Annotated in this window: 24 protein-coding genes and 1 pseudogene; 8 read left to right on the top strand and 17 right to left on the bottom strand. The window is 37.7% G+C overall.

What is annotated here, in order from left to right; genetic code table 11:
• Nucleotide 1: 1 nt before the first annotated feature.
• The 4 genes and pseudogenes from NLF99_RS06330 to NLF99_RS06345 form a co-directional block, all read left to right on the top strand.
• Nucleotides 2-145, top strand: a pseudogene (locus NLF99_RS06330) (DUF3408 domain-containing protein); the annotation flags it as partial.
• A 506-nt stretch (nt 146-651) separates the two neighbouring features.
• Nucleotides 652-1032 (top strand): hypothetical protein, encoded by a 381-nt coding sequence (locus tag NLF99_RS06335; RefSeq protein WP_254527229.1) that lies wholly within the window; start codon nt 652-654, stop codon nt 1030-1032.
• 101 nt (nt 1033-1133) lie between these two features.
• Nucleotides 1134-1430, top strand: a complete 297-nt coding sequence (locus tag NLF99_RS06340) for a helix-turn-helix domain-containing protein (RefSeq protein WP_076752779.1) — start codon at nt 1134-1136, stop codon at nt 1428-1430.
• Nucleotides 1427-1726: a helix-turn-helix domain-containing protein gene (locus NLF99_RS06345; RefSeq protein ID WP_254527230.1), complete on the top strand. Its 300-nt coding sequence runs from the start codon at nt 1427-1429 to the stop codon at nt 1724-1726. The genes NLF99_RS06340 and NLF99_RS06345 overlap by 4 nt, the downstream gene beginning before the upstream one ends.
• Before the next feature lie 147 nt (nt 1727-1873).
• On the opposite strand, the gene NLF99_RS06350 is transcribed toward NLF99_RS06345, so the two are convergent.
• From NLF99_RS06350 to NLF99_RS06385, 8 genes are all read right to left on the bottom strand, one after another.
• The gene (locus NLF99_RS06350; protein ID WP_254527231.1) at nt 1874-2134 is read right to left on the bottom strand and encodes a hypothetical protein; all 261 of its coding nucleotides are present in this window, start codon (nt 2132-2134) and stop codon (nt 1874-1876) included.
• A gap of 104 nt (nt 2135-2238) precedes the next feature.
• Nucleotides 2239-2511 (bottom strand): hypothetical protein, encoded by a 273-nt coding sequence (locus NLF99_RS06355; RefSeq protein ID WP_254527232.1) that lies wholly within the window; start codon nt 2509-2511, stop codon nt 2239-2241.
• Nucleotides 2508-2975 (bottom strand): DUF488 family protein, encoded by a 468-nt coding sequence (locus NLF99_RS06360; protein WP_254527233.1) that lies wholly within the window; start codon nt 2973-2975, stop codon nt 2508-2510. Before NLF99_RS06360 ends, NLF99_RS06355 begins: the two co-directional genes overlap by 4 nt.
• Nucleotides 2968-3765, bottom strand: a complete 798-nt coding sequence (locus tag NLF99_RS06365) for a DUF488 family protein (RefSeq protein WP_254527234.1) — start codon at nt 3763-3765, stop codon at nt 2968-2970. The genes NLF99_RS06360 and NLF99_RS06365 overlap by 8 nt, the downstream gene beginning before the upstream one ends.
• Nucleotides 3752-5206: an HAD-IIIC family phosphatase gene (locus NLF99_RS06370; RefSeq protein ID WP_254527235.1), complete on the bottom strand. Its 1455-nt coding sequence runs from the start codon at nt 5204-5206 to the stop codon at nt 3752-3754. The genes NLF99_RS06365 and NLF99_RS06370 overlap by 14 nt, the downstream gene beginning before the upstream one ends.
• A gap of 208 nt (nt 5207-5414) precedes the next feature.
• Nucleotides 5415-6056: a site-specific integrase gene (locus NLF99_RS06375; RefSeq protein WP_254527236.1), complete on the bottom strand. Its 642-nt coding sequence runs from the start codon at nt 6054-6056 to the stop codon at nt 5415-5417.
• An 81-nt stretch (nt 6057-6137) separates the two neighbouring features.
• Entirely contained in the window at nt 6138-6665 is a 528-nt protein-coding gene (locus tag NLF99_RS06380) for a phage integrase SAM-like domain-containing protein (protein WP_254527237.1), read from the bottom strand.
• 1249 nt (nt 6666-7914) lie between these two features.
• Entirely contained in the window at nt 7915-8256 is a 342-nt protein-coding gene (locus NLF99_RS06385; protein ID WP_254527238.1) for a hypothetical protein, read from the bottom strand.
• Nucleotides 8257-8676: 420 nt separating this feature from the next.
• Between NLF99_RS06385 and NLF99_RS06390 the strand changes: the two genes are divergently transcribed.
• Nucleotides 8677-9987 (top strand): DEAD/DEAH box helicase, encoded by a 1311-nt coding sequence (locus NLF99_RS06390; RefSeq protein WP_254527239.1) that lies wholly within the window; start codon nt 8677-8679, stop codon nt 9985-9987.
• On the opposite strand, the gene coaD is transcribed toward NLF99_RS06390, so the two are convergent.
• Genes coaD through NLF99_RS06405 form a run of 3 tightly spaced genes read right to left on the bottom strand, consistent with a single transcriptional unit; the run spans nt 9979 to nt 11764 of the window.
• Nucleotides 9979-10452, bottom strand: coding sequence for a pantetheine-phosphate adenylyltransferase (gene coaD, locus NLF99_RS06395; protein ID WP_185212185.1), 474 nt, complete (start codon nt 10450-10452; stop codon nt 9979-9981). The genes NLF99_RS06390 and coaD overlap by 9 nt on opposite strands.
• Nucleotides 10453-10454: 2 nt before the next feature.
• Complete coding sequence (rsmD, locus tag NLF99_RS06400) at nt 10455-10988, bottom strand: 16S rRNA (guanine(966)-N(2))-methyltransferase RsmD (RefSeq protein WP_185212186.1); 534 nt, start codon at nt 10986-10988, stop codon at nt 10455-10457.
• Nucleotides 10979-11764 (bottom strand): DUF3822 family protein, encoded by a 786-nt coding sequence (locus NLF99_RS06405; protein WP_254527240.1) that lies wholly within the window; start codon nt 11762-11764, stop codon nt 10979-10981. The genes rsmD and NLF99_RS06405 overlap by 10 nt, the downstream gene beginning before the upstream one ends.
• Before the next feature lie 73 nt (nt 11765-11837).
• On the opposite strand from NLF99_RS06405, the gene NLF99_RS06410 reads away from it, so the two are divergent.
• The 3 genes from NLF99_RS06410 to NLF99_RS06420 all read left to right on the top strand — a co-directional run bounded on the left by NLF99_RS06410 (nt 11838) and on the right by NLF99_RS06420 (nt 16453).
• Nucleotides 11838-13262 carry an ATP-dependent RecD-like DNA helicase gene (locus tag NLF99_RS06410; protein WP_254527241.1) on the top strand — a complete coding sequence of 475 codons (1425 nt, stop codon included), beginning with the start codon at nt 11838-11840 and terminating at the stop codon, nt 13260-13262.
• 87 nt (nt 13263-13349) lie between these two features.
• Complete coding sequence (locus NLF99_RS06415; RefSeq protein ID WP_254527242.1) at nt 13350-15833, top strand: DPP IV N-terminal domain-containing protein; 2484 nt, start codon at nt 13350-13352, stop codon at nt 15831-15833.
• 62 nt (nt 15834-15895) lie between these two features.
• Nucleotides 15896-16453 carry a hypothetical protein gene (locus tag NLF99_RS06420; RefSeq protein ID WP_254527243.1) on the top strand — a complete coding sequence of 186 codons (558 nt, stop codon included), beginning with the start codon at nt 15896-15898 and terminating at the stop codon, nt 16451-16453.
• Here the strand turns inward: NLF99_RS06420 and ruvB are convergent.
• The 6 genes from ruvB to NLF99_RS06450 all read right to left on the bottom strand — a co-directional run bounded on the left by ruvB (nt 16445) and on the right by NLF99_RS06450 (nt 24968).
• A complete protein-coding gene (gene ruvB, locus NLF99_RS06425; protein ID WP_185212191.1) occupies nt 16445-17467 on the bottom strand; it encodes a Holliday junction branch migration DNA helicase RuvB in 1023 nt (340 codons plus the stop codon). The two genes, NLF99_RS06420 and ruvB, sit on opposite strands and share 9 nt — an antisense overlap.
• A 29-nt stretch (nt 17468-17496) precedes the next feature.
• A complete protein-coding gene (locus NLF99_RS06430; protein WP_254527244.1) occupies nt 17497-18231 on the bottom strand; it encodes a polyprenol monophosphomannose synthase in 735 nt (244 codons plus the stop codon).
• Nucleotides 18232-18476: 245 nt separating this feature from the next.
• A complete protein-coding gene (locus NLF99_RS06435; protein ID WP_254527245.1) occupies nt 18477-20009 on the bottom strand; it encodes a peptide MFS transporter in 1533 nt (510 codons plus the stop codon).
• A 21-nt stretch (nt 20010-20030) separates the two neighbouring features.
• The gene (locus NLF99_RS06440) at nt 20031-21821 is read right to left on the bottom strand and encodes a peptide MFS transporter (RefSeq protein WP_254527246.1); all 1791 of its coding nucleotides are present in this window, start codon (nt 21819-21821) and stop codon (nt 20031-20033) included.
• Nucleotides 21822-22023: 202 nt separating this feature from the next.
• Nucleotides 22024-23607: a peptide MFS transporter gene (locus tag NLF99_RS06445; RefSeq protein WP_185216367.1), complete on the bottom strand. Its 1584-nt coding sequence runs from the start codon at nt 23605-23607 to the stop codon at nt 22024-22026.
• A 482-nt stretch (nt 23608-24089) separates the two neighbouring features.
• A complete protein-coding gene (locus NLF99_RS06450; protein ID WP_185216369.1) occupies nt 24090-24968 on the bottom strand; it encodes a sugar phosphate isomerase/epimerase in 879 nt (292 codons plus the stop codon).
• Nucleotides 24969-24970 lie beyond the last annotated feature (2 nt).

The following is a 24970-nucleotide window of genomic DNA, read 5'->3' on the forward strand; positions in this document are numbered from 1 at the left end:
AACATTTAACAGGCTTACCAATATTATGGGCATCGACAAACTGACGATTTATGCGTATCTGGACAATATTATCGAATACCACTTTCAGGAGTTTGGGGAACTCATTAAGGAAATCTATAACGATAAGCACAAACCGTTATTTTGATAACCGTCCTTTGGTCAGGATGCGTAACTCCTTCTTAAAAATTGTTTCCAAAACAAAAAAACAGAAAAAAAGAAAGCCATTTTAACAAGACGGACAGGTGGAAGAACCAAAAGGAAACGGAATAAATCCCGAAGGGTGGCAGGGCAATCACACAACAACTGGGCGAAGCCACCATATTGGCCCTGCTATTATGCCGTAAGCTTTTGGTTGGGTGGTGCGGTGGCTGTCCGCCTTATCTTTGCTATCTTTTGTTCTTTTTTTTATCAATTCCAATCAAAGAAAGGATACAAAAAACACGTAAGGGCAAAGTATGGGGTGTTTTTGGTATGCTTTCCTTTATCCGTACAAAACTCTTTAAATGTATAAGAGCTTTGCGAGGAAAATTTAAAGTGTTTTAAGGATTACTTTCTATTCATATCGTGCCAACATAAGCCAAATACTGCCACGTAATGCCAAATGAAAAAAATACATTCCTTTGGGTTCTATATTGGGGAAATTTTGAACCTATGAAACAAAAAACAATTACCGAAAAAGAGCGTAAAGAAAACGAGCTATCTGAGAAGAAAAAGAACACTCCTTTTATGCAGGTCGATAAGCATAGCGACCCAATTTCCAATTTCATTACCAACTTTAAACGTCAATTCAAAGATACAAAGGGTTTAGGTCTGGGCAAGCTGTTCGGGGGCAAGCGTGTTGAACAACAAAAACAAACTACCGAACCTGAAAGCGTAATAGGTGCAACAAAAACGGTTATGTTTTCGGATTTCAAAAACGATGAAAAAAGTCAGATTGTACAGAAAAACAAAAAACCTTCCTTGAAGACAGACAACGCAATCAAACCGCAACAAGCTCTCCAGAAAAACAATAAGCCAAAGTTGGGAATATAAGCCGAGTATTTTACATCTGAACGCCAAACGCTACCTCTGACGGCAACATTGGAATGACCTATGTAAATAGCTTTTATTTTAGAGGTTTAAATGATGCAGATATGGAAATAACAGTTTTAGACATTCAGATTTTAAAAGCATTGCATAGGGAAGTAAAGGAAGTTTCCAATCTAATTGCGGAAATGACCGCACCCTACAAAGCATTGCAACAGGCAACGAAATGGCTCGACCAACAGGAAGCCTGCCAACTACTGAACATTAGCAAAAGAACATTGCAGACGTACAGGGCAAAAGGCATTCTTGGGGCAACGCAAATCAATCGGAAAACGTATTTCAGATTGTCCGAAGTGGAGTTACTGATGCAGGGAGAGCGACCATTAAAAAAGCAAAAGAAATGAAACACATTGGAAATTCAAACGAGGATATGCTTGCCTTGCTCGAAGCTGTGGTAGGTATCAAAAATGAACTGCTGTATATCAGGGAATATTTTCATCCACTCTTAAAAGGGGAAATTTATCTTTCGGGCGAACAGGTTTGCGAGATGTTGCATATCAGCAAACGGACGTTACAACAGTACAGAGATGACGGACTGATACCCTTTATCAAGCTCGAACGGAAAATCCTTTTCCGTGAAAGCGATATTATCAAGGTATTGGAAGATAACTATCAGCGTTGGGATAGTTTAGGAATTTAACGTTTTAGAAGCTTGGCGAAGTGGCGGGAATCGAAGCAAAAAATGTTCAGTTTTGTACAAAAGTTCAATCGAAGAACTACCCTTGAGTTCTGCACTAAACCCGCCATTTTGCCAAACTGCATGTTGTGTTCTCTGGTTTTTCTCACGTTAAATATTGAATATCTTACTTACAAATTTGTATGCTTGTTTTTCGCCTGTATTGGGATTAACCCATTCGTCAATTTCTTTCGGGATTGAAGTTATTATATACGCATTGTCAAAAGTAACTTCACCTTCACGAATCCTATCATAAAAGTCTTGGTCTGTCATTGAAACCCACTTAATTCTGAATCTTGCACCCGACCAATCAAAATCAATTTTTGCCTTATCATTATTGTTTTTGTAAATTTTTACATTTGAGACTTTCATAAATGATTCTGACGGTGCACTTACAGCAGCAAATTCGTCTTCATTTAAGTATGCTCTATAATTTCCCCAAAAACCCTTATAGCCATATTGTTGATATGCCCATTCTAAAACATCTTCAGTTCTATTTCCAACTTTTCTGCAGAATTATTATCAATCACCCAATTTTCCTGTTGTTTGCCTTGAGGCATTGGTCTTCCATCAAACTCAATAATATCAAGAGGTTTGGCAAAGTCAATTTCGTGACCTTGCACAGCACCTGCACGACCATCGTCTTTAACTATTCTTATCCATTGGCTTGGATTGTCCAAGTCAAGTCCTCCTGGACATAGACCACCGGTTTTACAGCTAACAGCTAATAGTAATACTTTTTTTTTCATTTCAAATGTTTACCAAATTTTATATTGTTGCTGAATTTATTAAGTAACATATCAGTTACTAATCTACGATGACACTTTTCTGTTGTATGTTCTGAACAAAGAAGTGCAACATTTTTAAAGGCTTTAAATTGTTCAACAAAATTATCAATTTTTGATTCTTTTTCTAAATACTTGTTGAACTCTACCTCAAATAATTTATAGTCTTTGCTCATTGCAGAACCTTTGGTTCTTACTTCTTTCAGTAATTCGTTTTGTGGTGCTAAATCCACTCTATGAGCATATTTGCAACCATTAGCCAACTTGTCTAAGAAAAAAGGCAAATCTTTTTCAAAGGCAAATCTTGATAATTGTCCATTTGGGTTTAACCTAACATCTATCAGGCAGTCAATATTGTTATTCTTTAATAATCCAAAAAAATCCTCTGCTGATTTTTGGGTAAAACCTATGCTAAATAAATTAATCATACTCGTTAAAATTATTGTTGTTCTTGTCTAATTTCCAACCGTGTAATAGATTCCAATATCTATCACAAAAGTCATTTTTTTTATCTTGTAACGTGTTGCCAAAGTAATTCTCAATTTTAGCTGATTCAAAAAAACTTGAATTTAAAACATCTAATTTTTTGATTTCAGTTTTATTGAATATCACTTCGGATAACTCTGTATTTATGTTTTCATTAGATACAGTTTCAATTTCTCCATTTTTGTTTTTAGTTATATGAAGAACTTCAATCCAATCTCCAAACTTCTCTTCAATCTTTTGGCTTACAAAAAAGAATCTATGACAATCTACAGGTCTTTTTTCGCTACACATAAGTGCAACAGTATATTCATTTTCATATGCCTTTTCAATTCTTTTTATGCCTTCTGAGAAATACTCATCATTTCTGAATTTTTGAAAATCAACGATTTCTTCGTAATCAAAAAGTTCTGTTTTTTCAGGTCTATTACTTTTTGAAATTGGAAATATGTCTTCAAAAAATATATCAGAAGCTTTTGAAAAAACATCTTGCATCGGACTTGCCTTTGCTCCAAGTTCTGGCATATGACCATATGAAATTGAAAAATGTTTACTTGCTAATTTTAGGTTGTCTGCATTACATTGTGGAAATTGTTTTGAGTAAGGAACAGAACGGATATCTACTAAATGCGATACTTTGAAATCTTTCAAAGTATTGAGCATTTTTTCAATGTCTATCATATTTCCATTTTGAAACAATGTATAGCCTAATGTATATAATTTAAGTTTTTCCATTTTTAAATTCTATTATGTTTGTGTTAGTGGCTATTTGTTCTAAAATATTTGTTGTAAAAATGATTTCAATCACGTCATTTTTGTCGTTAGTTTTAAAAGCGTCTGAATATTTCAAAATAAGTTCATTAACCTTTTGGTTGTTTCCTGAATCTACATAATTAATAAAAACTTTGTTTTTATTAGCAATATTTTGTATAAAGTTTAATATAAACTCTTCAACTCCTATCTCAAAATATCTACAACTCAAAGCCCAATTAAGAATTTGCATAGTGCTATTGGTGATAATGTATGTTATTGCAGAGCAAACTCCTAAATTTTCACCATTTTCTCTAAGTATTTCAAAATAAACAGATTTTGCTCCTTTATGAAAATCATTGTCAATACTCGAAAATTTGAATTGGTTTGATTTGGAATATAATTTTATGGATTCAATATGTTTATTGTCGTTTATTATTTTAATTGATAATGTGGGTAAATAATTTTGATTGCGTTCCGTTTGAATTATTCTATATTCTTTCCGTCTATTTTGTGAACTTAAAGACAGTTCATTTCTTTCAAACAAACATCCTACAATTAATTGAGCGACTAATTCGTTGTGATTATTCCATTCGGGAACAAATACTTCGGGTAATTTGCTTTTAACTTCATCTCTGACTAATTGATTATCGTCAATAAATAGAATAGAACTTGGTAAAATAGATAGTTGATTAGCTATGATTTTGATGTTTTCACTTTTATCATTTTCATTTGTAATTATAAAATCTATTTGATTTTTTAGAGGAAAAATATCTTCGCTTAATTCATTTATAGCCGATTCAACTTCTTTAGAGTCATTTCTTGAACAGATTGCAATGAAAATACCTAATTCATTCCCAAGCGTTTTAACAAATTTCATAAATTCAATAAAAGAAACTCCCTTTTCAGTTTTCATATTCTTCATGATTTCATCAATCCCAATTTCAGATAGTGTACCAAACCATAAAGTATCATCTAAATCAAGTACTACAGCCTTGTATAGCGTTTTTATTTTGCAAATTATTTGTGCAACAATCTTGGTTATAATTATTCCAATTAGTGGTAAATCTGTTTTGCCTGAAAGTTCGATTAACGTTGGAATGTCTTGAATCTGATATTTGAAATTGTAAGATGAGTTCTTTGTGGCGTTTCTACAGTTAATTTGAATATCATTAGTATTTTTTTTATTGCCTACGTTTTCAATAGTAAATTTATTTTGTTTTAACTGTTCAAATAAGCGATTTAAAATAGTGTCATCTTGCGAAATGAAGCTATTTAGACCTGAAATCGTTATGACAAATTCATCTTCGTTATAGCTTCGAAATTTTCTGATATAGTCATTTATGTAAACACTCAGAAATGGGTTGTCAACTATTTGACTTCTTCCACAAAGTGAATTTATATTTTTCGTTTCTAATTTCGCCATTTTCTACGGTCAATTTAATTCAAATTTAGTGTCTTTATTTTCGCTTCTTGTTATGACGAGGGTTTCGTAACATACCACACAACTCTCGGGTGGGCGAGAGTTATTCGTTTTTAATTGTTTGTAAATATTTATTTGTTTCCTCAACAGCTAAAATACAAAAAAGCCAATACAAAAACTGTGTTGGCTTTCTATAATTGCTTTATATGTTTCAGAGTTGAGCTACAAAAGAGCTTTCCATACCCTTAAATTTGTGTGATACCTTTTGCATATCCTTTCCAACTTTCTCGTTAAGTATCTTGGCATAAATCTGTGTTGTGGCAATATTCTTATGCCCTAACATTTTGCTCAAACTTTCCAGCGGAACACCCTCACTCAAAAACAGCGTGGCAAACGTATGGCGTGCCAAATGAAAGGTTACTTTCTTTTCTTTCAGGCAGTCAATAAGTTGTGATATTCTCTTTAGGCTATCATTACAGACTGTATTTGAAGGTACAGGAAATACCTTTCCATCCTTTGAAAATCCCGCATATTTCTCAATAATCATTTTGGGAATATCCAACAGCATCACGTTTGACGATGTGGCTGTCTTTTTCCTACGTATGATAATCCATCGGTTACCGTCAAAAAAATCTTGAATATTACTATTCTTAAGTCCTTTTATATCTGAATAAGAAAGACCTGTAAAGCAACTGAAAATAAACAAGTCTTTAACTAATTCGTCTTTCTTTTTCTCGCAGTTAAAGGTTACGAGCGGTTCCAATTCATTCCGTAGCAGATACCCACGATCTTTGTCCTTTTTGGTATTCTTGTATTCGCTGAACGGGTTGAAAGCAAGATGTTTTCTACTCATTGCCAATCGGCAAAGCGTAGTAAATCCAATCATATACAGCCAAATGGTGTTGTGTGTCAAGCTTTGGTCGTCACGCAGGTACTAATCAAAGTCCTGTACAAAATCAGATGTAAGATCGTTGAATGATAAGTCAGAATATCCGTACTTTGTCAGTGCAAAATTACGCAGGTGCTTTAAAAGTGTTTTGTATTTACTGCGTGTACCATTTACCCGAAGTCCGTTATTGACCTTTTTCTCATAGTCCGAAAGGAACTGTTCATAGAATTTGAAAAAGGTCAGTTCTCCGCTTTCCATCCCAAGAACGGCATTTTTAAGTTTGGTACTGTTTACAGCTCCCTCATTCTTTAAAATTTTGGAATAGCATTCTTCGATACCCAAACGGATTTTGTCGAGTTTGCTGTTTGTGTCTTGTGCTTCTCGGCTTTTACCTAAAACCCTGCCGTACTTCAAATCCCAATTTGTTGCGGAAATATCCAGCTTTGTGCTGAATGCAGATTGATTACCGTTTACAGTAATTCTGCACATAACCGTAACTTTCCCGTTCTTCTTCGGGGCATTCTTTTTAAGGTAGAAAAGAACCTTAAACGTTGATTTTTTTGTCGTTTCCATACTCACAATTCTTAATGATAAAATTAAACCTATGTGAGCTACGGAACAATATGAAAAACTATGCAGAAAGCTGAAATACAGTATTTTAAAGCGGTTGCTTCTAATACTTGAAAGTAACGTTTTAGTAACCTTACTTTTGCCTAACCTCGCTTTTTTCTGCTTTTTACATCATTACCAAAAAATCAAAAAACGATTGTAAAGCCTTTATTTACAATCGTTTTCCCTGTTTTTAATCTTTGATGTATTTTTACTGAAAATTTATTTTAAATTTAAGCTCTTTCCTTTAAATAAACCAAAAGAAAATCTTATAGTTTTATTACAAAACAATAAAAACTACATCCTATTCAATTCCATCAAGGGTAAGCTGTAAAGCAATTTGTTTTTTGGTAATGGACAAGTAACAAAGGCATGTAATTTTTATTAGAATGTGATGACATTGGTAGGCAAGTAATAGGAAAATGGGTATTGAAATTTAGAGATAGGAACCCCATCGGGCAATGTCATTAAGTTAAGGAAAAAAATACTTATTCTCCGTTACTTTTGAAGCCCAAAAGTAACCAAAACGCTTCGGCCCATTTAAGGTGGCTTTTCGCACAGTCATCCGCACATGGACAAGAATGCCTTGTTGTCGGGGATATCTTCCTTCAAAATTCTCCCTTTTGATGGAGAATTTTTTGAAAGCATCCCAAGGCCAATCCCATCACACGGGGCATCGGCATTCTTTCCATCTCTCCGCCACTGGAAATGAGCCGTTGCTAAAGGACTTCCTACGGAAGGATTGTTGTTTGTATAAATTGAGAACCCCTGGAAGGGGTGACATCTATGTAGAAAATCGGATTGTTCAACGAAATGTTGTTCCAAATATCTTCCCGAAGAAAGAAAAAAAGTTCGTTCGCTCTACTCACGATGACAGCATTCCTAAAATTAACAACAATAGATTCTTCGCTTCTCTCTGAATCCCTCTCTATCTCAATTCCAATTCTGAACGGCTAGTGAAGAATCTGTACGCTTCTTCTCCCTAATATCCTGTCATGCTTAACCGAAGGTTAAGGAACTGTACGCTTTTGAACCAGGATGGAAAGGATAAGAGGATGTAGCAAGATATTAATGAACCTCCCCATCGGTCAATGTCATTAGTTAACGAAAATATCTAAACAGAACTATTTCAAGGATCGTGAATCCCTCTCTGGAATATCCAATTCTGAACGATCAGTGAAGAATCTGTACGGTTCCCCCCCCATAGGTACTGTCATTCTGCACCGAAGGTGCAGGACCTGCACGCCAATGCAATCATAGCTAAATTTAGGTTCGCATTGTTCCGAGATCCTTCCTGCGTCAGGACGACAGTTTGGTGGCAACTGAAGAATTGTGAACTGTACGCCAAGGCAATCATAGCTAAATTTAGGTTCGCATTGTTCCGAGATCCTTCCTGCGTCAGGACGACAGTTTGGTGGCAACTGAAGAATTGTGAACTGTACGCCAATGCAATCATAACTAAATTTAGGTTTTCATTGTTCCGAGATCCTTCCTGCGTCAGGACGACAATTTGGTGGCAACCGAAGGTAAAGGAACTATTCACCAAGGCAATCATAGCTAAATTTAGGTTTTCATTGTTCCAAGATCCTTCCTACGTCAGGACGACAATTAGGTGCTAACCGAAGGAAAGAATAGTTCACCAATTACCTTCCCAAAGGAGGATAAAATTCTGTCGATTGCATAGTTTCTATCTTATCCTTATTCGAGACATAGTCGGGGCACATTCGAACATCTGTTTGAAATTATTTTATCCATTTTGCGAATTTTCGGAATATGCCTCGAATAAGGTCAAATTAGTCTCAAAGAAAAAAGGATTGAAATCGGGGAGATTTCAATCCTTAACTAACCAATTATTAACCTAAATTATGAATACTATCTTATACTCAAAACCTATGCCAAAAAATCAAACCTATAATTTTTTTGCTCAATTTAGCTTAGGAAGCTTAAATACCGATCATTAATGATAATTTTGTCCATGCAACATTTGAACACCTATCTAAAAAATCTGAACATCGAAGCACTAAATCCTATGCAGGAAGAGGTATTAAAAGAGTTCAGTACATCCCGTGACCTTGTACTCCTATCTCCTACTGGTTCTGGTAAGACACTAGCATTTAGTTTGTTATTGTTCAAATTATTGGGTGACAACATCAGTAAAGGTACTAAAGCCATGATCGTTGTGCCTACTCGTGAGCTAGCATTGCAGATCGAATCGGTTATCAAGCAAATGAACAGTGCTATCAATGTTGCCTTATTATATGGCGGAAACAACAGCCAACTGGAGAAAGATAAAATAAAACAGCAACCTACTTTGATCATCGGTACTCCCGGAAGGATCATCTATCATATCGACCGCGTTCCTGCACTTTTGGAAGGTTGCCATACATTGGTATTGGATGAATTCGATAAATCACTGGAATTAGGATTCCAGGACCAATTAAGCTATATCGTCAGGGCATGTAGAGATGTGAAGCATAAGATCCTGACATCTGCAACAGATATGGAAGAGATTCCAGCGTTCCTGGAATTGAATGACCCAATTAAATTGGATTATGTAGATAACCACGGTTTAAGACCAGACCTGACTTACTATAGGGTCATGAGCAGTACTAAATTAAAACTGGAGTCCCTGTTCAAATTGCTTTGTAAAATTGGGAACGAACGGGTTTTGGTTTTCTGTAACCATAGGGAAGCTGTAGATAATATTTCCGAGATATTGGAAGGGAAAGGGATCGAGAGCATACCTTACCATGGAGGATTGGAACAGTTTGTCCGTGAGTTGACAATCATTAAGATCAAGAATGGCAGCCAGAACATTTTGGTGACCACGGATTTAGCCGCGAGAGGTTTGGATATCCCTGAAATGAACCATGTGGTACACTATCAATTCCCTTATAAGGAGGATGAATTTATCCATAGAAACGGACGTGCAGGCAGAAATGGACAAAAGGGCTATGTATATGGTATCCTGACCGATGAGGATCGCGCAGCTCATTATCTAGAAGGTGCGGAGACCCTTGAATTGGATGGCTTCTATCCTATTCCTGAAGAACCAGAATTTAAGACCTTAAGGATCAATGCCGGGAAGAAACAGAAGGTCAACAAGATCGATATCGTAGGATATATCTTGAACTTACCCGAGATTAGCAAAGATGATTTAGGTTTGATCGTAGTGAAACCTCATGATTCCTATGTGGCTATCCGTTCAGAAGTCGCCAATAAGGTTGTCAAAAATGGCACTAACGGTAAAATCAAGGGACAAAAAGTCAGGATAAACCTAATCTAATTTCTTGATATACTGCAGGATAATATCGGGTACAAGGTGACTGATATCTCCATTGTTTTTCCAGATATCGCGAACAATAGTAGAAGAAATATGAGCCTCTCCGCTCCTGCTTACCAAAAAGTAAGTCTCGATCTGAGGGGCCAATAACAAATTGTTCTGAGCAATGATATTTTCGTAATCGAGATCGGTACCATTTCGCAGACCCCTTAAAATAAAATTAGCTCCAATAGATTCACAGTAATCAACGGTCAGACCATTATAGAATTCGACCTCCACTTGATCATTGTCTCTATAAAGGTCCGTAATCGAAGATCGGCGGCTTTCTACATCCATCATTCCCACCTTGGAACTATTTACACCAATAGCAATATATATCTTATCAAAGAGAGGCAATGCTCTTTTTATTAAATCCTGATGGGCAATGGTGAAAGGATCAAAGGATCCTGGAAAGACAGCTATTTTCATAATTATTTAGAATAAAAGCTAAATGAGGAATTCCCATATTGCCTGGTTTCGACAAAATTGGGGTGATCGATCATTTTGCGGTTACTAGGATGTTCAACAATCAAAAGACCTCCATCCTTAAGGAGGTTATTTTCAAGAACCATGGAAGCCAACATCGGCAATTGACCTAAATCATAAGGAGGATCTGCAAAAATCAAATCATAGCTTTCCTTATCCGCTTTAATAAACTTAAAAACATCAGCCTTTCTGGCCTTGATCTGGGAAAGATCTAATTTTTTAGAAGTCTCCGTAATATATAGGACACATTTTCCATGCAAGTCAACAGCATTTACCTTCTTAACCCCTCGAGACGCCAATTCAAAGGATATATTACCTGTTCCAGCAAATAAATCTAAGCATTCCAGTCCATCAAAATCAATCCTATTGTTCAAGATATTGAACAGGGCTTCTTTTGCAATATCCGTCGTTGGTCTTACAGGAAGGTTTTGCGGAGGGTTTAACCGCAGTCCGGCAGCCTTTCCTCCTATTATTCGCATGTAGGTAAATCTATTAAGTAGCTTTTGTTGTAATCCTCTGATTCATCATCTAAAGAAACAGCTGGTTTACTTGCCGAAATTTCAATCAGTTCGTTAGAATAGGTTCTCAGTTTTTGAATAAAGGATTGGTCTGCATGGATAGCGGAATACAGGACTTTATTAACCTTTCCTTCAATTCCAAAGTTATCGAAGATGTTCAAGATAAAGTAACTCAGGTCATCATCGCTTACAATCTCGAAGGTATTATAAAACTTGAACTGACCATTTATAAATAGATAGATATCAGCTGAGTTATCATCAAAAACAACACCTAACACATCGCCTTTTAAAGGGATGAATTGTCTGGCCTGAAGCAGATTGAGTTTAAATTCAGGCACAAATTTAGCGTCAGGAAAAAGTGTTTTCCATCGGTGTTGCAACAATACATCCGATTGGTAAAATGCCTGGATTTGCAAGAAATCGATCGAAGTGCGGTTCATTTCCTGAGCCGGATTCTCCATAAATTCCTGATATTTATCCAGATCTACTTCTTGATAAAGATCATCCGGTACAAAAGTCAGGTTATGGCTTGGAATACTGACATAAACATTTTGAAAGGGTAAGCTCAATAATTTGAGTGCCTCTTCAGAAGGATTATGGCTTTCAAAGTTCATGTACAGCAAAAGTTGATTGTCTTGATCTAAAACATATAATTTATCATACTGATAATTTGCTTTAACGATCAGGGTGTATTGCGTTATATAATGAATATGAAATTGTTTTGAAGTATAATTCATTCTTTGCAGATGGTATAAACACAAAATTAGTTTTTAAAATTGGATTGACCAACCTTTTGGATAACTTTGGGTTGTGCAGATAAAAAACAGCCTTTTACAACAGTTTTCACACCAAGCAACGCAACAGCAGGAACAGGTATTTGCCCTACTGGGGGAATTTTTGCATACCTTTTCTGAGGAATCATGCTTTATACTAAAAGGTTATGCAGGTACAGGAAAGACCAGCATCATCAGTGCATTGGTCAAAACGCTTCCAAAATTCCAGAAGAGATCTGTATTATTGGCACCGACTGGACGAGCTGCAAAGGTGATGTCCTCCTATTCGGGCAGGAATGCACTGACCATCCATAAAAAAATCTACAGAAAGAAGAATGCGGTTTCTCTGGACATGCAGTTCAGTTTAGCTGAAAACATACACGAAAACACGCTTTTTATTGTTGACGAGGCATCCATGATCAGCAATGAAGGCCATAGTATGTTTTCCAATGGACTATTGCATGACCTGATCGAGTTTGTGCAATCCGGTGAGAATTGCTGCTTGATGCTGGTTGGTGATACGGCGCAGCTGCCACCCGTAGGCTTGGAACAGAGCCCCGCATTGGACGCTGAATATATGAATGCAGAATTCGGTTTGCAGATATTCACCTATGAAATGACCGATGTGGTCCGTCAGGACAAAAATTCAGGAATTCTCTATAATGCCACCAAAATCAGGAATGAGATCCGATTGGATGAGGAGTTTGTAGAATACAGCTATCCTCAGTTTGTCACCAAAGCCTTCAAGGATATCTTTCGGATGAATGGTGAGCGGCTGATTGAAGGATTGCACTATGCCTATGATAAATTTGGCATCGAAAACTCCATGGTCATTTGCCGCTCCAATAAATCAGCAAACCTTTATAATCAGCATATCCGAAACCAGATCCTCTTTAGAGATGAAGAAATTACCGGTGGTGACATCATCATGGTGGTCAAGAATAACTATTATTGGTTACAGGACAACGATGAGAAGAACACTGGGTTTATTGCCAATGGGGATATGGCAGTCATCAAGAAAGTAAGTAATGTACATGAGATGCACGGCTTTAGGTTTGCCGATCTCTACCTCGAGTTTATGGACAACAATGAAGGGGATGCAATCCGATGTCGGGTCTTATTGGATAGTCTATATGTAGATTCTCCAAATCTTCCTTACGAGCAACAACAGAAACTGTATAACAGTATCGCTGAGGATTATCAGGATATTCCTGCCAAAAAAGATAGGATGGATTCCATCAAAAAAGACCCCTATTACAATGCCCTACAGATCAAGTTTGCTTATGCGATAACCTGTCATAAAGCCCAGGGTGGACAGTGGCCATTGGTTTTCGTTGACCAAGGCTACATGAACGATGAAATGCTGAACACGGAGTTCATGCGCTGGTTATATACGGCCATCACCCGTGCAACCCAAGAGCTATTCCTGGTTAATTTCAACGAAAAGTTTTACGAAGCCTAATCCTATCAAAAATAATACATGATAGCTTCTTTTTTGGGTCAATAATTGGATATTTTCGCTGAATCAAATATTGACTAAATTACTCAAATGAAGCATTTTTTAACCTTTGTCCTATTGCTAAGTTTTACAATTTCTCAAGGACAAGAAAAATCTACCTTAACCAAACCAAACTACCAATTGGCTTCTAAGTTTTCACCAAGCAAACTTAGTAAATTGATCTTCTCTACAGAGGTCAATCCCAATTGGATAAATTTTGGTGATAAATTCTGGTACGAATACAATAGTCCATCTGGCAAAAAATGGTACCTGGTAGATCCAAAAACCAAAAAGAAGTCTGAATTATTTGACCATGCTGATATGGCTTCCAGAATCACTTCCATTGTCAAAAACCCATTTGATGCACAGCATCTAGAAATCAGGAACCTTCGTTTCATGGATAATGAAAACCTGATTCGATTCGAAGTACAAAGCACAAAGGATACGCTAAAAACAAAAGAAGAAATCCAAAAGCTGACGAACAAGAAAGATACCATCAAAAAGAAACTGTATTATTTCGAATATAACATCAGCAACAGCAATCTAAGGGAATTAGGTGAAGACAGTAAGGAAAAGACCAAACTGTTCTGGGCAAATTTCAATCCGGATACCAGCAGGGTTTATTATGCCAAGAACTATAATCTATATTGGATGGATTATAGCAATTACCTAAAGGCCCAAAAAGATGAAAAGGATTCCACGATAATTGAGCATCAGATCACCACAGATGGTGTACAATACTATGCCTGGGGTGGGGATGAATACAGTGTCACGACAGGTGATAAGAAATCCGAGGATGAAGAGAAGAAAAAAAGAAAACCTGTTTGGATCAATTGGTCACCTAATGGAAAATATTTCACTTTGACTCGCAAAGATAACCGAGAATACAGCGCATTATGGGTGATTAACAATGTAGCAGCAAAACGCCCTACCTTGGAAACCTACAAATACCTGATGCCAGGTGAAACCGATTCAACTGAAGTTGAGCTTTATTTATTCGATAGTAGCACATTAAAAGCAAAGCAGATCAATGTAGCTGCTTTCAAAAATCAAACGATCAGCAACTGGAATAAGGACAGAACAAAAGAAAGCTACAAAGGCAAACATTACATCAACTATTGGTTGGGGAACGATGAAGAATTCTATATAGCCAGATCCAGTCGCGATTTGAAGCGTATAGATATTGTTGCCGTAAATGTGAACGGAAACAGCAGAACGGTATTAGAAGAGCGTTCGAATGTTTACCAAGATATCAAAAAGCCTTATTTCGTCAATAATGGCAGTCAATTTATCCATTGGTCCCAGAGAGATGGTTGGGGACATTTCTATCTGTATGATAAAAATGGAAGAATGATCAATCAGATCACCAAAGGTGAGTTCCACTGTGACGATTTGACCCGTTACAATGAGGAATCAGGAACCTTGTACTTCAAGGCGAATGGTAAGGAAAAAAACATGGATCCTTACTATTCGTATTATTACTCCGTAAATAAGAGCGGTGGTGCGATAAAATTATTGACCCCGGGAGACTTCGACCATCAGATCGTGAGCAGTGAAAGCAGTAATTACTTCATTGATAATTATTCTAGGGTAAATACAGCTCCAGTTAGCAACCTATATAATGCTAACGGACAGCTGATTATGAAACTGGAAGAAACCGATTTATCAAACCTTTTCGCTGCAGGATATAAGTTCCCAGAGCCATTTAAGGTTAAAGCTGGAGATGGGATAACCGACCTATATGGCGTGATGTACAGGCCATTCGACTTTGATTCAACCAAGACCTATCCTATCATTGAATATGTTTATCCAGGACCACAGACTGAAGCAGTAAACAAAAGCTTTGGAAAATCCATGGACAGGATCGACAGATTGGCACAGATGGGTTTTATCGTGATCTCAGTAGGTAACCGTGGCGGACATCCCTCCCGTTCAAAATGGTACCATACCTATGGTTATGGAAACCTTCGCGATTATGGATTGGAAGATAAAAAGGTCGCAGCTGAACAATTAGCCGATAAATATCCGTTTATAGATATCAGTAAAGTTGGGATTACTGGGCATTCAGGCGGAGGTTTCATGTCTACGGCTGCTATGTTGGTCTACCCAGATTTCTTTAAGGTGGCTGTTTCTGGTGCAGGTAACCATGAAAACAACATCTATAATCGTTGGTGGAGCGAAAGACATCACGGCGTGAAAGAAGAAATCAGTGCAAAAGGCGATACCACCTTTAGCTATAATATCCAACGGAACACAGAACTGGCAAAGAATTTAAAAGGAAAATTACTGATCGTAACTGGGGATATTGACAATAATGTGCATCCAGCGAATTCAATCCGCATGGTAGATGCTTTAATCAGAGCCAATAAAAGGTTTGATTTCCTATTATTGCCAGGCCAAAGACATGGATTTGGCGATATGACCGAATATTTCTTTTGGAGAATGGCAGATTACTTCAGTCAGCACCTTTTAGGCTCTTCTGAAATGAATGAGGTGGATATGATGGAAATGAATCGGGAAAAACCACTCAAATAAAATTCCATTTTAATATAAACAGTTTTTATCCTTATTTTATGATCCATTTTAGTGGGTAAAATATGAGCGAAAAAACTGAAGATAAATTTAAAGAAGCCCTAATGCATTTTGGGGCTTCTGATTTAAATAAGGAAATTTTAAAGGTAATCAGCCTAGATCAACTTCTTCAATGGAGTATAGAAGAGAATAATCCCCGCTTATGTTTTCGCAGTGCCTGGGCAATGGAACATATCCTGTTGAAGAACCCAGAACACTTTAATGCTATCTATAAAAGATTGATCATAAATTACCGAGACCTGAAAAATTGGAGCAGTTTAAGGAGCTATACTAAGCTATTGATGTGGCTTATATCAAAATCCAATACAAGTATCACCTTAACTGAGAAAGAAAGAGAAATAATCCTGGCAAAGAGCTTTGCCATCATTGACCTGAACGATTGTCCTGTTGCTGTAAAGGTCAATGCCTTCGATATCCTGTATAGGTTAATCCCTTCTTTTGAATGGGTTGCGAAAGAATTAAAGCTTATCATTGAACTGAGCCTAGAAAAAGAAAATACCCCTGCTTTAAGGAGTAGAGGTACCTATATCTTAAATAGATTAGCTAAAATGGGATTAAAATAAGGTATTCCCTTTATTGAAATGTGTCTTCCCCAAATGCTTAAAAGCTAATTCCGTACATTCCCTTCCTCTTGAAGTGCGCATGATATAGCCTTCTTGGATCAAGAATGGTTCATACACTTCTTCAATGGTCCCTTCATCCTCTCCCACGGCGGTGGCAATGGTTTTTAGCCCTACAGGTCCACCTTTGAATTTTTCGATAATGGTACTTAAGATACGATTATCCATCTCATCCAAGCCATGTTCATCCACATTCAAGGCATTAAGGGCAAATTGAGCGATGGCTTTATCAATAGATCCATTTCCTTTGATTTGTGCAAAGTCACGTGTTCTTCTCAAAAGAGCATTGGCGATCCTCGGGGTTCCTCGACTTCTTCTGGCAATTTCATAAGCCCCTTCTTCTGAAATAGGAACCTTTAATATCTGGGCAGAACGCATGACGATATCCGTCAATAGTTTGGAATCATAATATTGCAACCTGGAATTGATTCCAAAACGAGCCCGTAGCGGTGCTGTCAATAAACCAGAACGTGTCGTTGCTCCCACTAAGGTGAAAGGATTTAGAGAAATCTGCACAGAACGTGCATTTGGACCCGTTTCGAGCATGATGTCGATTTTGAAATCCTCCATTGCGGAATACAGATATTCTTCAACCAAGGGGCTTAAACGGTGTATCTCATCAATAAAAAGAATATCTCCCTCTTCAAGATTAGTCAATAGCCCAGCTAGATCGCCCGGTTTATCCAATACAGGTCCTGAAGTTATTTTGATCCCTACGCCCATTTCATTGGCAATGATATGGGATAAGGTAGTTTTACCTAATCCGGGAGGGCCATGTAACAGTACATGGTCAAGCGCTTCGGCACGGAGCTTAGCTGCTTTAACAAAGATGGAAAGGTTCTCCAATATCTTAGCCTGACCGGTAAAATCTTCGAAAGTCTGCGGACGAAGCACCCTCTCCAAGTCTTTATCAGTCGAGGTTAATCTTTCAGGATTGGGGTCAAGGTTTTCATTCATATCTTAGAACACAAATCTTTAGTGAACAATTATCTCTCGTAATTCTTAAACAAGCTATTTATTTTCATCTGGATAACTCCAAAAAAAGCTTCTTTAAATATCTTGGTGCTCATTTTTGAGGTACCTAAGGACCTATCTGTAAAAATAATAGGAATTTCCACAACATTGAAACCATATTGTATGGCCGTGAACTTCATTTCAATTTGAAAGGCATAACCCACAAACTTTATTTTGTCTAAAGGTATGGTTTCTAGAACCTCTCTCCTAAAACAAACAAAGCCTGCTGTAGCATCCTGGATTTTGATCCGGGTAATCAACCGAACATAAGCTGATGCAAAATAAGACATCAAAACCCTGTTCATAGGCCAATTTACTACATTTACACCCTTAATATATCGGGAACCAATCGCCATATCGGCAGCGCCTGTTTTACAGGTCTCACGCAGACGGATCAGGTCATCTGGATTATGGCTAAAGTCAGCATCCATTTCGAAGATAAATTCGTACGAACGCTGCAAAGCCCATTTGAACCCATGGATATAGGCTGTACCTAATCCCAATTTACCTTTTCGTTCTTCGATAAAGAGCCGATCAGCGAATTCAGTAGCCTGAAGTTCTTTCACGATATTTGCAGTTCCATCCGGAGATCCATCATCAACGATAAGGATATGAAAATCTACTTCTAATGAAAAGACCTTTCGTATGATTCGTTCTATGTTTTCCTTTTCGTTATATGTAGGAATGATTACAATGCTATCTGACACACCTTAAATTTTGATGGCGTAAAGTTAAGCAATTAGTCTCAAACAATTGGGTTCGGTACCAGAAGATATTGGGGGATTGAACCAGGATGCAAGTGATTAGAGGATGGACCAAGATCTATTCCGATGGTCGAGCGGGATCTGGGTTTCGCTCGATATCCGTTGAGACCAAACACAGGATTAATTAACACATACAAAAAAGCCGGATGATTTCCCACCCGGCCTTTGATTAATTGTTGAATTAAATATTAATTTACGCCATGCATTAATTTCTTAATGTATGGAGATAGAATAATCAAGATTGCACCTGCGATCAAGGAATATAAGCCCAATTGCTTATAGCCTTCGGTATATGTCAATAGCTTATCCATCAAAGATGCACCTTCTCGGGCTTCGGCCATATTGGCTCCGATTAGACCCGCAACGTATTGCCCATAGGCACTGGCCAAAAACCACATTCCCATCATGATCCCTTGTAGTTTAGCTGGGGATAATTTGGTCATGATGGATAGACCTATTGGTGAAAGACAAAGCTCCCCTATCGTAATCACCAATAATGCCGCTGTAAAGATATCTAGGGAAGTCATGCCTTCAACTGCAAAGAAACGCGTAGCGAACAGCACATAATAGCCCAAGCCAAGGAAGATAAAGCCTAAACCAAATTTAATAATGGTATTGGGTTCGATTTTCCTTTTCGCTAACCACAACCATAACAGTCCAAACAGCGGTGCCAAAATAATAATGAAGAATGCCCCACCTGAGTTATTGACTCCATTAGGGTCCAAACGGAAAGCTCCGCCTGCCACAGAATCATTTAGGTTATTGGCGGCAAAGATGCTCAATGAACCTCCACTCTGTTCGTAAATACCCCAGAATACAATAGAAAATAAAATGAATATCAATGCGGCAAGCAATTTATGGCGTTCCTTTTTCTCGACTTTGGACATCTCATAGAAAAGATAGATCAAAGTCAATGGACCAATGGTATACATAAAATAGTCTGTGTACTCGGTTTTGGAGACCATCACTTGGATCAAGGGCACGAAAATCAAGGTGCTCGCATACACTGCATATTCCACCCATTTTGGGAGGGGCTTAGACTTAACAATAGCGTCTGGATGTCCAGGTTGCAGACCAATCGGTCCTAACTCATGCTTGGTAAATTGGAAATTGATCAAACTGATCAACATACCTAAGGCAGCAAGACCAAAAGCGACATTCCAACGGTAAGCCTCATCAATGACAGAACTCAACATGTACCCCTTTCCAATAGCAACACAGATGTATCCACCTAAAAATGCACCTAGGTTAATCCCTGCATAGAACAGTGAAAATCCGGCATCACGGCGGTTGTCATTATCCTTATAGAGCTCCCCTACCATGGTTGAAATATTTGGTTTGAAGAATCCTGTACCTATAATGATAAAGGCCAAACCAAAGAAGAAAAATTGGTGGGTATCAATTGCTAGTAACACAGACCCCACGATCATCAATAATCCTCCAAAAAAGAGGAATTTTCTGAAACCTAGGATTTTGTCTGCGAAGAGACCCCCGATGAAGGTAAAGGCATAAACAAATGCCTGTGTAGCTCCATATTGAAGATTGGCTTCCTTTTCACCAAAATTCAGTTGTGTAATCATAAAGAAGACCAACATCCCGCGCATTCCGTAAAAACAGAATCGCTCCCACATCTCGGAAAAGAAAAGTCTCCAGATCTGTTTCGGATATTTGCCTTTAAAATCTTGAATCTCCTCAAGAGTTCTATGCGCCTCAGTAGCCATTATATTAATTGTATTAAGATTCTATTTTACGCCATGCATCAGCTTCTTCACGATTGGGTGAAGCAACATCACGATAATCCCAGCTCCGATCGGCACAATGGTAAATATCAAGAAAAATGTACTCAAGGAGTACTGATTGGTGATAATTTCAATCTGCCCACCAATAATGGCCGCTAATTTATTTCCGATTGCCAATGCCAAATACCACATCCCGAACATAAATCCGATCATCCTAGCTGGTGCAAGTTTGGAAACATAGGACAGACCTACCGGTGAAAGACAGAGCTCGCCAAGGGTATGGAACATATAGGCCAGAATCAACCAGACCATAGAAACCTTTACGCCTTCTTGAAGTCCATTTGCACCAAAGGCCAATAAACCAAAACCTATCGCCATGACAATCAAGCCCATTCCGTATTTTACGGTTGCTGGTGGATTATATTTGGAATCCCATATTTTAGACACAAAATTGGCAAATGTGATGATAAAGAAGGAATTCAGGATGGAGAACCATGAAACCGCAATCTCTGAAGATTCGGCAGTGAACTCACGGTACAGCATCCATAAGGCTAAACCCCATACTGCTGTAAAACAAATCACCTGAACTATATTGGAAAGTGGTGCTTTGCCAAAAGTCTTTTTGGTTAGCATGGTGACCGCATAGGTCACGAAAATTAATGGAACGATAGTCAATAAGCTATTGACCACATTGAAAATAGTCAGGGAATTTCCTGATAAACTTCTATCGACACTATCCCGAGCGAAAATGACCAAGGAAGAGGCACCTTGCTCAAAGGACATCCAAAAGAAGATCACAAAGAACGCAAAGATAATGACAGCAATCAATCGGTCTCGGACAACTTTTGTATATCTGGACAATCTTGAAATAACAACAAACAGGAAGATGATCAATGCTGCAAATATGGCAACATTTTGGCCAGCCATAGATCCCATCTGAAGACTTGAGAAGATATCAATGCCTGAAATCTTAGATAGTGGGTCATTGAATGCATAACCCAATCCTAGGATGGTCATGATAACAATCAGGAAGATATCTAATTTTGTAAATGGATTTGGTTTATCATCTGGATTTGCCAAGGCTGCAGCTTCAGCTTTTTCAGCTTTTATCTCTGCCGTTGGCTTATCTCCAACCTTTCCGAAGATTGGCTTGGCATACCAGAACTGTAATGTTCCTAAAAACATAAAGATACCTGCTAAACCAAAACCCCAATGCCAACCGACCTTTTCCCCTAAATAACCACAAAGCATCATACCAAAGAAAGCGCCTGAATTCACCCCCATATAGAATATGGTGTAGGCAGCATCTTTCTTCTGAGGGAACTTCTTGTACATCTCGGATAATATGGAGGTCATATTCGGCTTAAAGAATCCCGTACCGACAACCAATGCTCCGAGACCTAGATAAAGAAACAGCGGCGTATCAAAAGCCATGAACAGGTGCCCTAGGGTCATGATGGCAGCCCCGATAACGATGGCATATCGATACCCCAAATACTTATCGGCTAAAATACCACCAAATATGGGTGAGATATACAGCAACATGGCATAGGTACCATATAATGCACCGGCTTGGACTGGATCCCAACCCCATCCGGAAAATGGACTACCTGAAATAATTGCACTGGTTAAAAAATTGATAAGTAACACGCGCATTCCGTAGAAGGAAAAACGCTCCCACATTTCTGTGAAAAACAAAACAAATAAACCTGATGGGTGACCTAATACAAGGCTTCCATCGATTCCCTGTTTTTCTAATTCTTCTGAAAAAGAAGCATCTGAAGCTTGACTCATAAACTGTAATTTCAATCAAACGCTAAGTTTGAATTTGTAAAAATAAAAAAACTTTCAGGATTCCTTAGGATTCAATGCTAAGGTTAAATTTTCTTAAGGCCTCTAAGGGTCTATTATTTTGAATGAAAAAAGCCGAATGTTGTTAGGATTCGGCTTTTTATATTTGTTTCAAAAATTATTCAAAATGAATTAAAATCTTCAATTAGTGGATGCCGTGCATCATTTTCTTTAATTTACCATTAAAGATCAACAATAGGATAGCAACCAATATAGGAAGAGCTGCGATGATCAAGAAGAAAACTGTCATCGAGTAAGTTTCGGTAATCTTATCAATAAATGAACCGGTCATACCTGCGATAAAGTTTGCAATCGCAGAGGCAGTGAACCATAATCCAAATAACAAACCAGCAAATTTCTTAGGCGAAAGCTTACTTACATAAGAAAGACCTACCGGCGATACACATAATTCTCCAGTTGTATGAAAGAAATAGGCCAAGATTAACCAGATCATGCTCACTGAGGCTGTCTGCGCACCTGAAGGGATAGACATCGATCCATATGCCAAAGCAAGGAAACCTACGGCTACCAAGATCAATCCGAAAGCAAACTTCACTGGACCTGAAGGATTCCATACCTTTTCCCATAATTTAGAAAAGGAAGAAGCAAGCGTGATAATAAAGAAGGAGTTCAAGATCTGGAACCAAGAAACTGTAACTTCTGTCGTTTCAACAGAGAATTCCTTATTCACTTTCCAAATACCCAATGCCCAGATGATAGCAAAAGAGATGGCTGTAAAAATTACGGTCAAAGGATACTTGCTGAAAATCTGTTGTGATAATTTGAAAAGGACATATGTTACGATCAGGATCGGGAATATGGTCAAGGCTGCATCTACCCATTTAAAGATCTCACCGGTATCCCCATCAAGGACACGTTGGGTGTAGTTCTTTGCAAAAATGGTCATCGATCCACCGGCTTGCTCAAAGGCAAAGAAGAAAAAGATACTGGCAATCATCAATACGGCTACCACTACCAAACGGTCTCTAACCACGTTTTTAGGCGTATGGTCTTCTTCCTGAATGTTGTGGACATGTTCTTCTGGTGAATGAACAGTACCTGGTTTTTCACCGATTACACCAAAGATCTTTTGCGCGAAATAGAATTGGATCATACCGAAGAACATAAATACCCCAGCTAATCCAAATCCGTAATGCCAACCCTCTTTTTCACCGATATAACCACATAATAACATTCCTAAGAATGCACCTGAGTTAATACCCATGTAGAAAATTGTATAACCTGCATCTTTTTTCGCAGATGTATCTGGATATAACTGACCTACCATGGATGAAATATTTGGTTTGAATAGACCATTACCTAAGATCATCAAGACAAGTCCGACATAGAAAAAGGATTGCGAAGTCCCTTCGAGAGCCATTGAGGCATGACCTAGGGTCATGATTAAGGCACCTAAAAGGATGGCTTTACGGTAACCGGTCAACTTATCGGCAATCATCCCTCCTATTAATGGTGTCAAATAAACCAAGCCTGTATACCAAGCATACAATTCCATGGCTTCTTTATTGCTCCATCCCCAGCCTTGCTTAGAAATTTCAGTGATTAGGAATACGGTCAGAAGGGCTCTCATTCCGTAATAACTGAAACGCTCCCACATCTCAGTAAAGAATAGGACAAATAGACTTGCAGGATGTCCCATTACCATTTTGTCGTCAACTCCTTGTTTGGCAAGGTGCTGGACCAACTCTTGGTCTTTTTCTTGATTCATCGGTTATTGATATTTACGTTAATTAAGATTTTTTTAGAACAATATTTTTTACGGATAGCAAATTAACAAATTTTTATTTACAATTAATACTAAGTTAACAGGCCTATCGGTATTTAACATTCAATTGTTAAGATATCAATTTCAGCCAAAAGTTTAATCAATCCACTAAAGTCCTATTAATTTTTTTAATGAAAGATTTAAATGAAAACAATCCTTCTGTTGATATTTTTGAAACGCAACACAAATTAGAGCGTAAAAAAGGTAAAGAATCTATACTTTTTTAGAAATAAATTTATTTTTCTTGTTTTTAGAATTTCAATCAAAATCAAAAGGCAGTAACAGCGAATTCTCGGAAAATAAAAAATAAAATAGTTGTGTAAACAATTTATTACGATGCTACGACAAAATATGGAATTGGTTAAATCAAATAAAAAAGAGGCAAGAATATAAATCCTTGCCTCTTTCTATCATATTCTTGACTATTATTTGAATTTCTCCAATAAAGCCTTTGTTAATTTGATTCCTTCGTCTTCAGAAATCTTATCACCTTCAAATTCGATACCTACATAACCATTGTAGCCAGCGGATTTAACGATCTGCATCATTTTGGCATAGTCGATTCCCGTATCATTACCATTCGCATCGAAAGCATGAGATTTAGCACTTACGCCTTTAGCATACGGCATTAAGTCCTTAACCCCTTGATAGCGGTCGTACTCATAGAAGTTACCGAAATCTGGTAAACTACCACAGTTTTTCTTACCTACAGTTTTCAATACATCTGCCAACCAATCACCGTGGGAAGAAATTCCACCATGATTTTCAACGACTACAGATATCTTACCTTTTTTTCCATAATCAGCTAAGGTAGACAAGCTTTTAACCACTTGTTCCTTAACTTCTTCTTTAGTTCCTTCACCCGCAGCATTTACACGGATGGCATGACATCCTAGGAAATTAGCGGCATCGATCCATTTGTAATGGTTCTCTACAGCCTGCTTGCGTTTAGTTTCATCACGATCTCCTAGACTTCCTTCCCCGTCCACCATGATCAATACGTTTTTCACGCCATTGTCCTTAGCACGGTTATTCAAATCTTTTAAGTAAGTCATATCCTTAGCTTTATCCTTGAAGAATTGATTTACATATTCAACTCCATGGATACCAAAGTTTTTTGCTGTATACTCAGGAAAATCAATATTTTTCAAATCCCCTTTGAATAGTTTTTTATGTAAAGACCATTCCGCTAATGAAATTTGAAACCAGTCTTTCTTAGCAGCGAATACATCTAGCGAAGGTGCTAATGTTACTCCAGCTGTTACTAGACCTAAGTTTCTTAAAAACTCTCTTCTTGAACTCATGA

This window comes from Sphingobacterium sp. LZ11T8 (assembly GCF_024261425.1).
Taxonomy (GTDB): Bacteria; Bacteroidota; Bacteroidia; order Sphingobacteriales; family Sphingobacteriaceae; genus Sphingobacterium.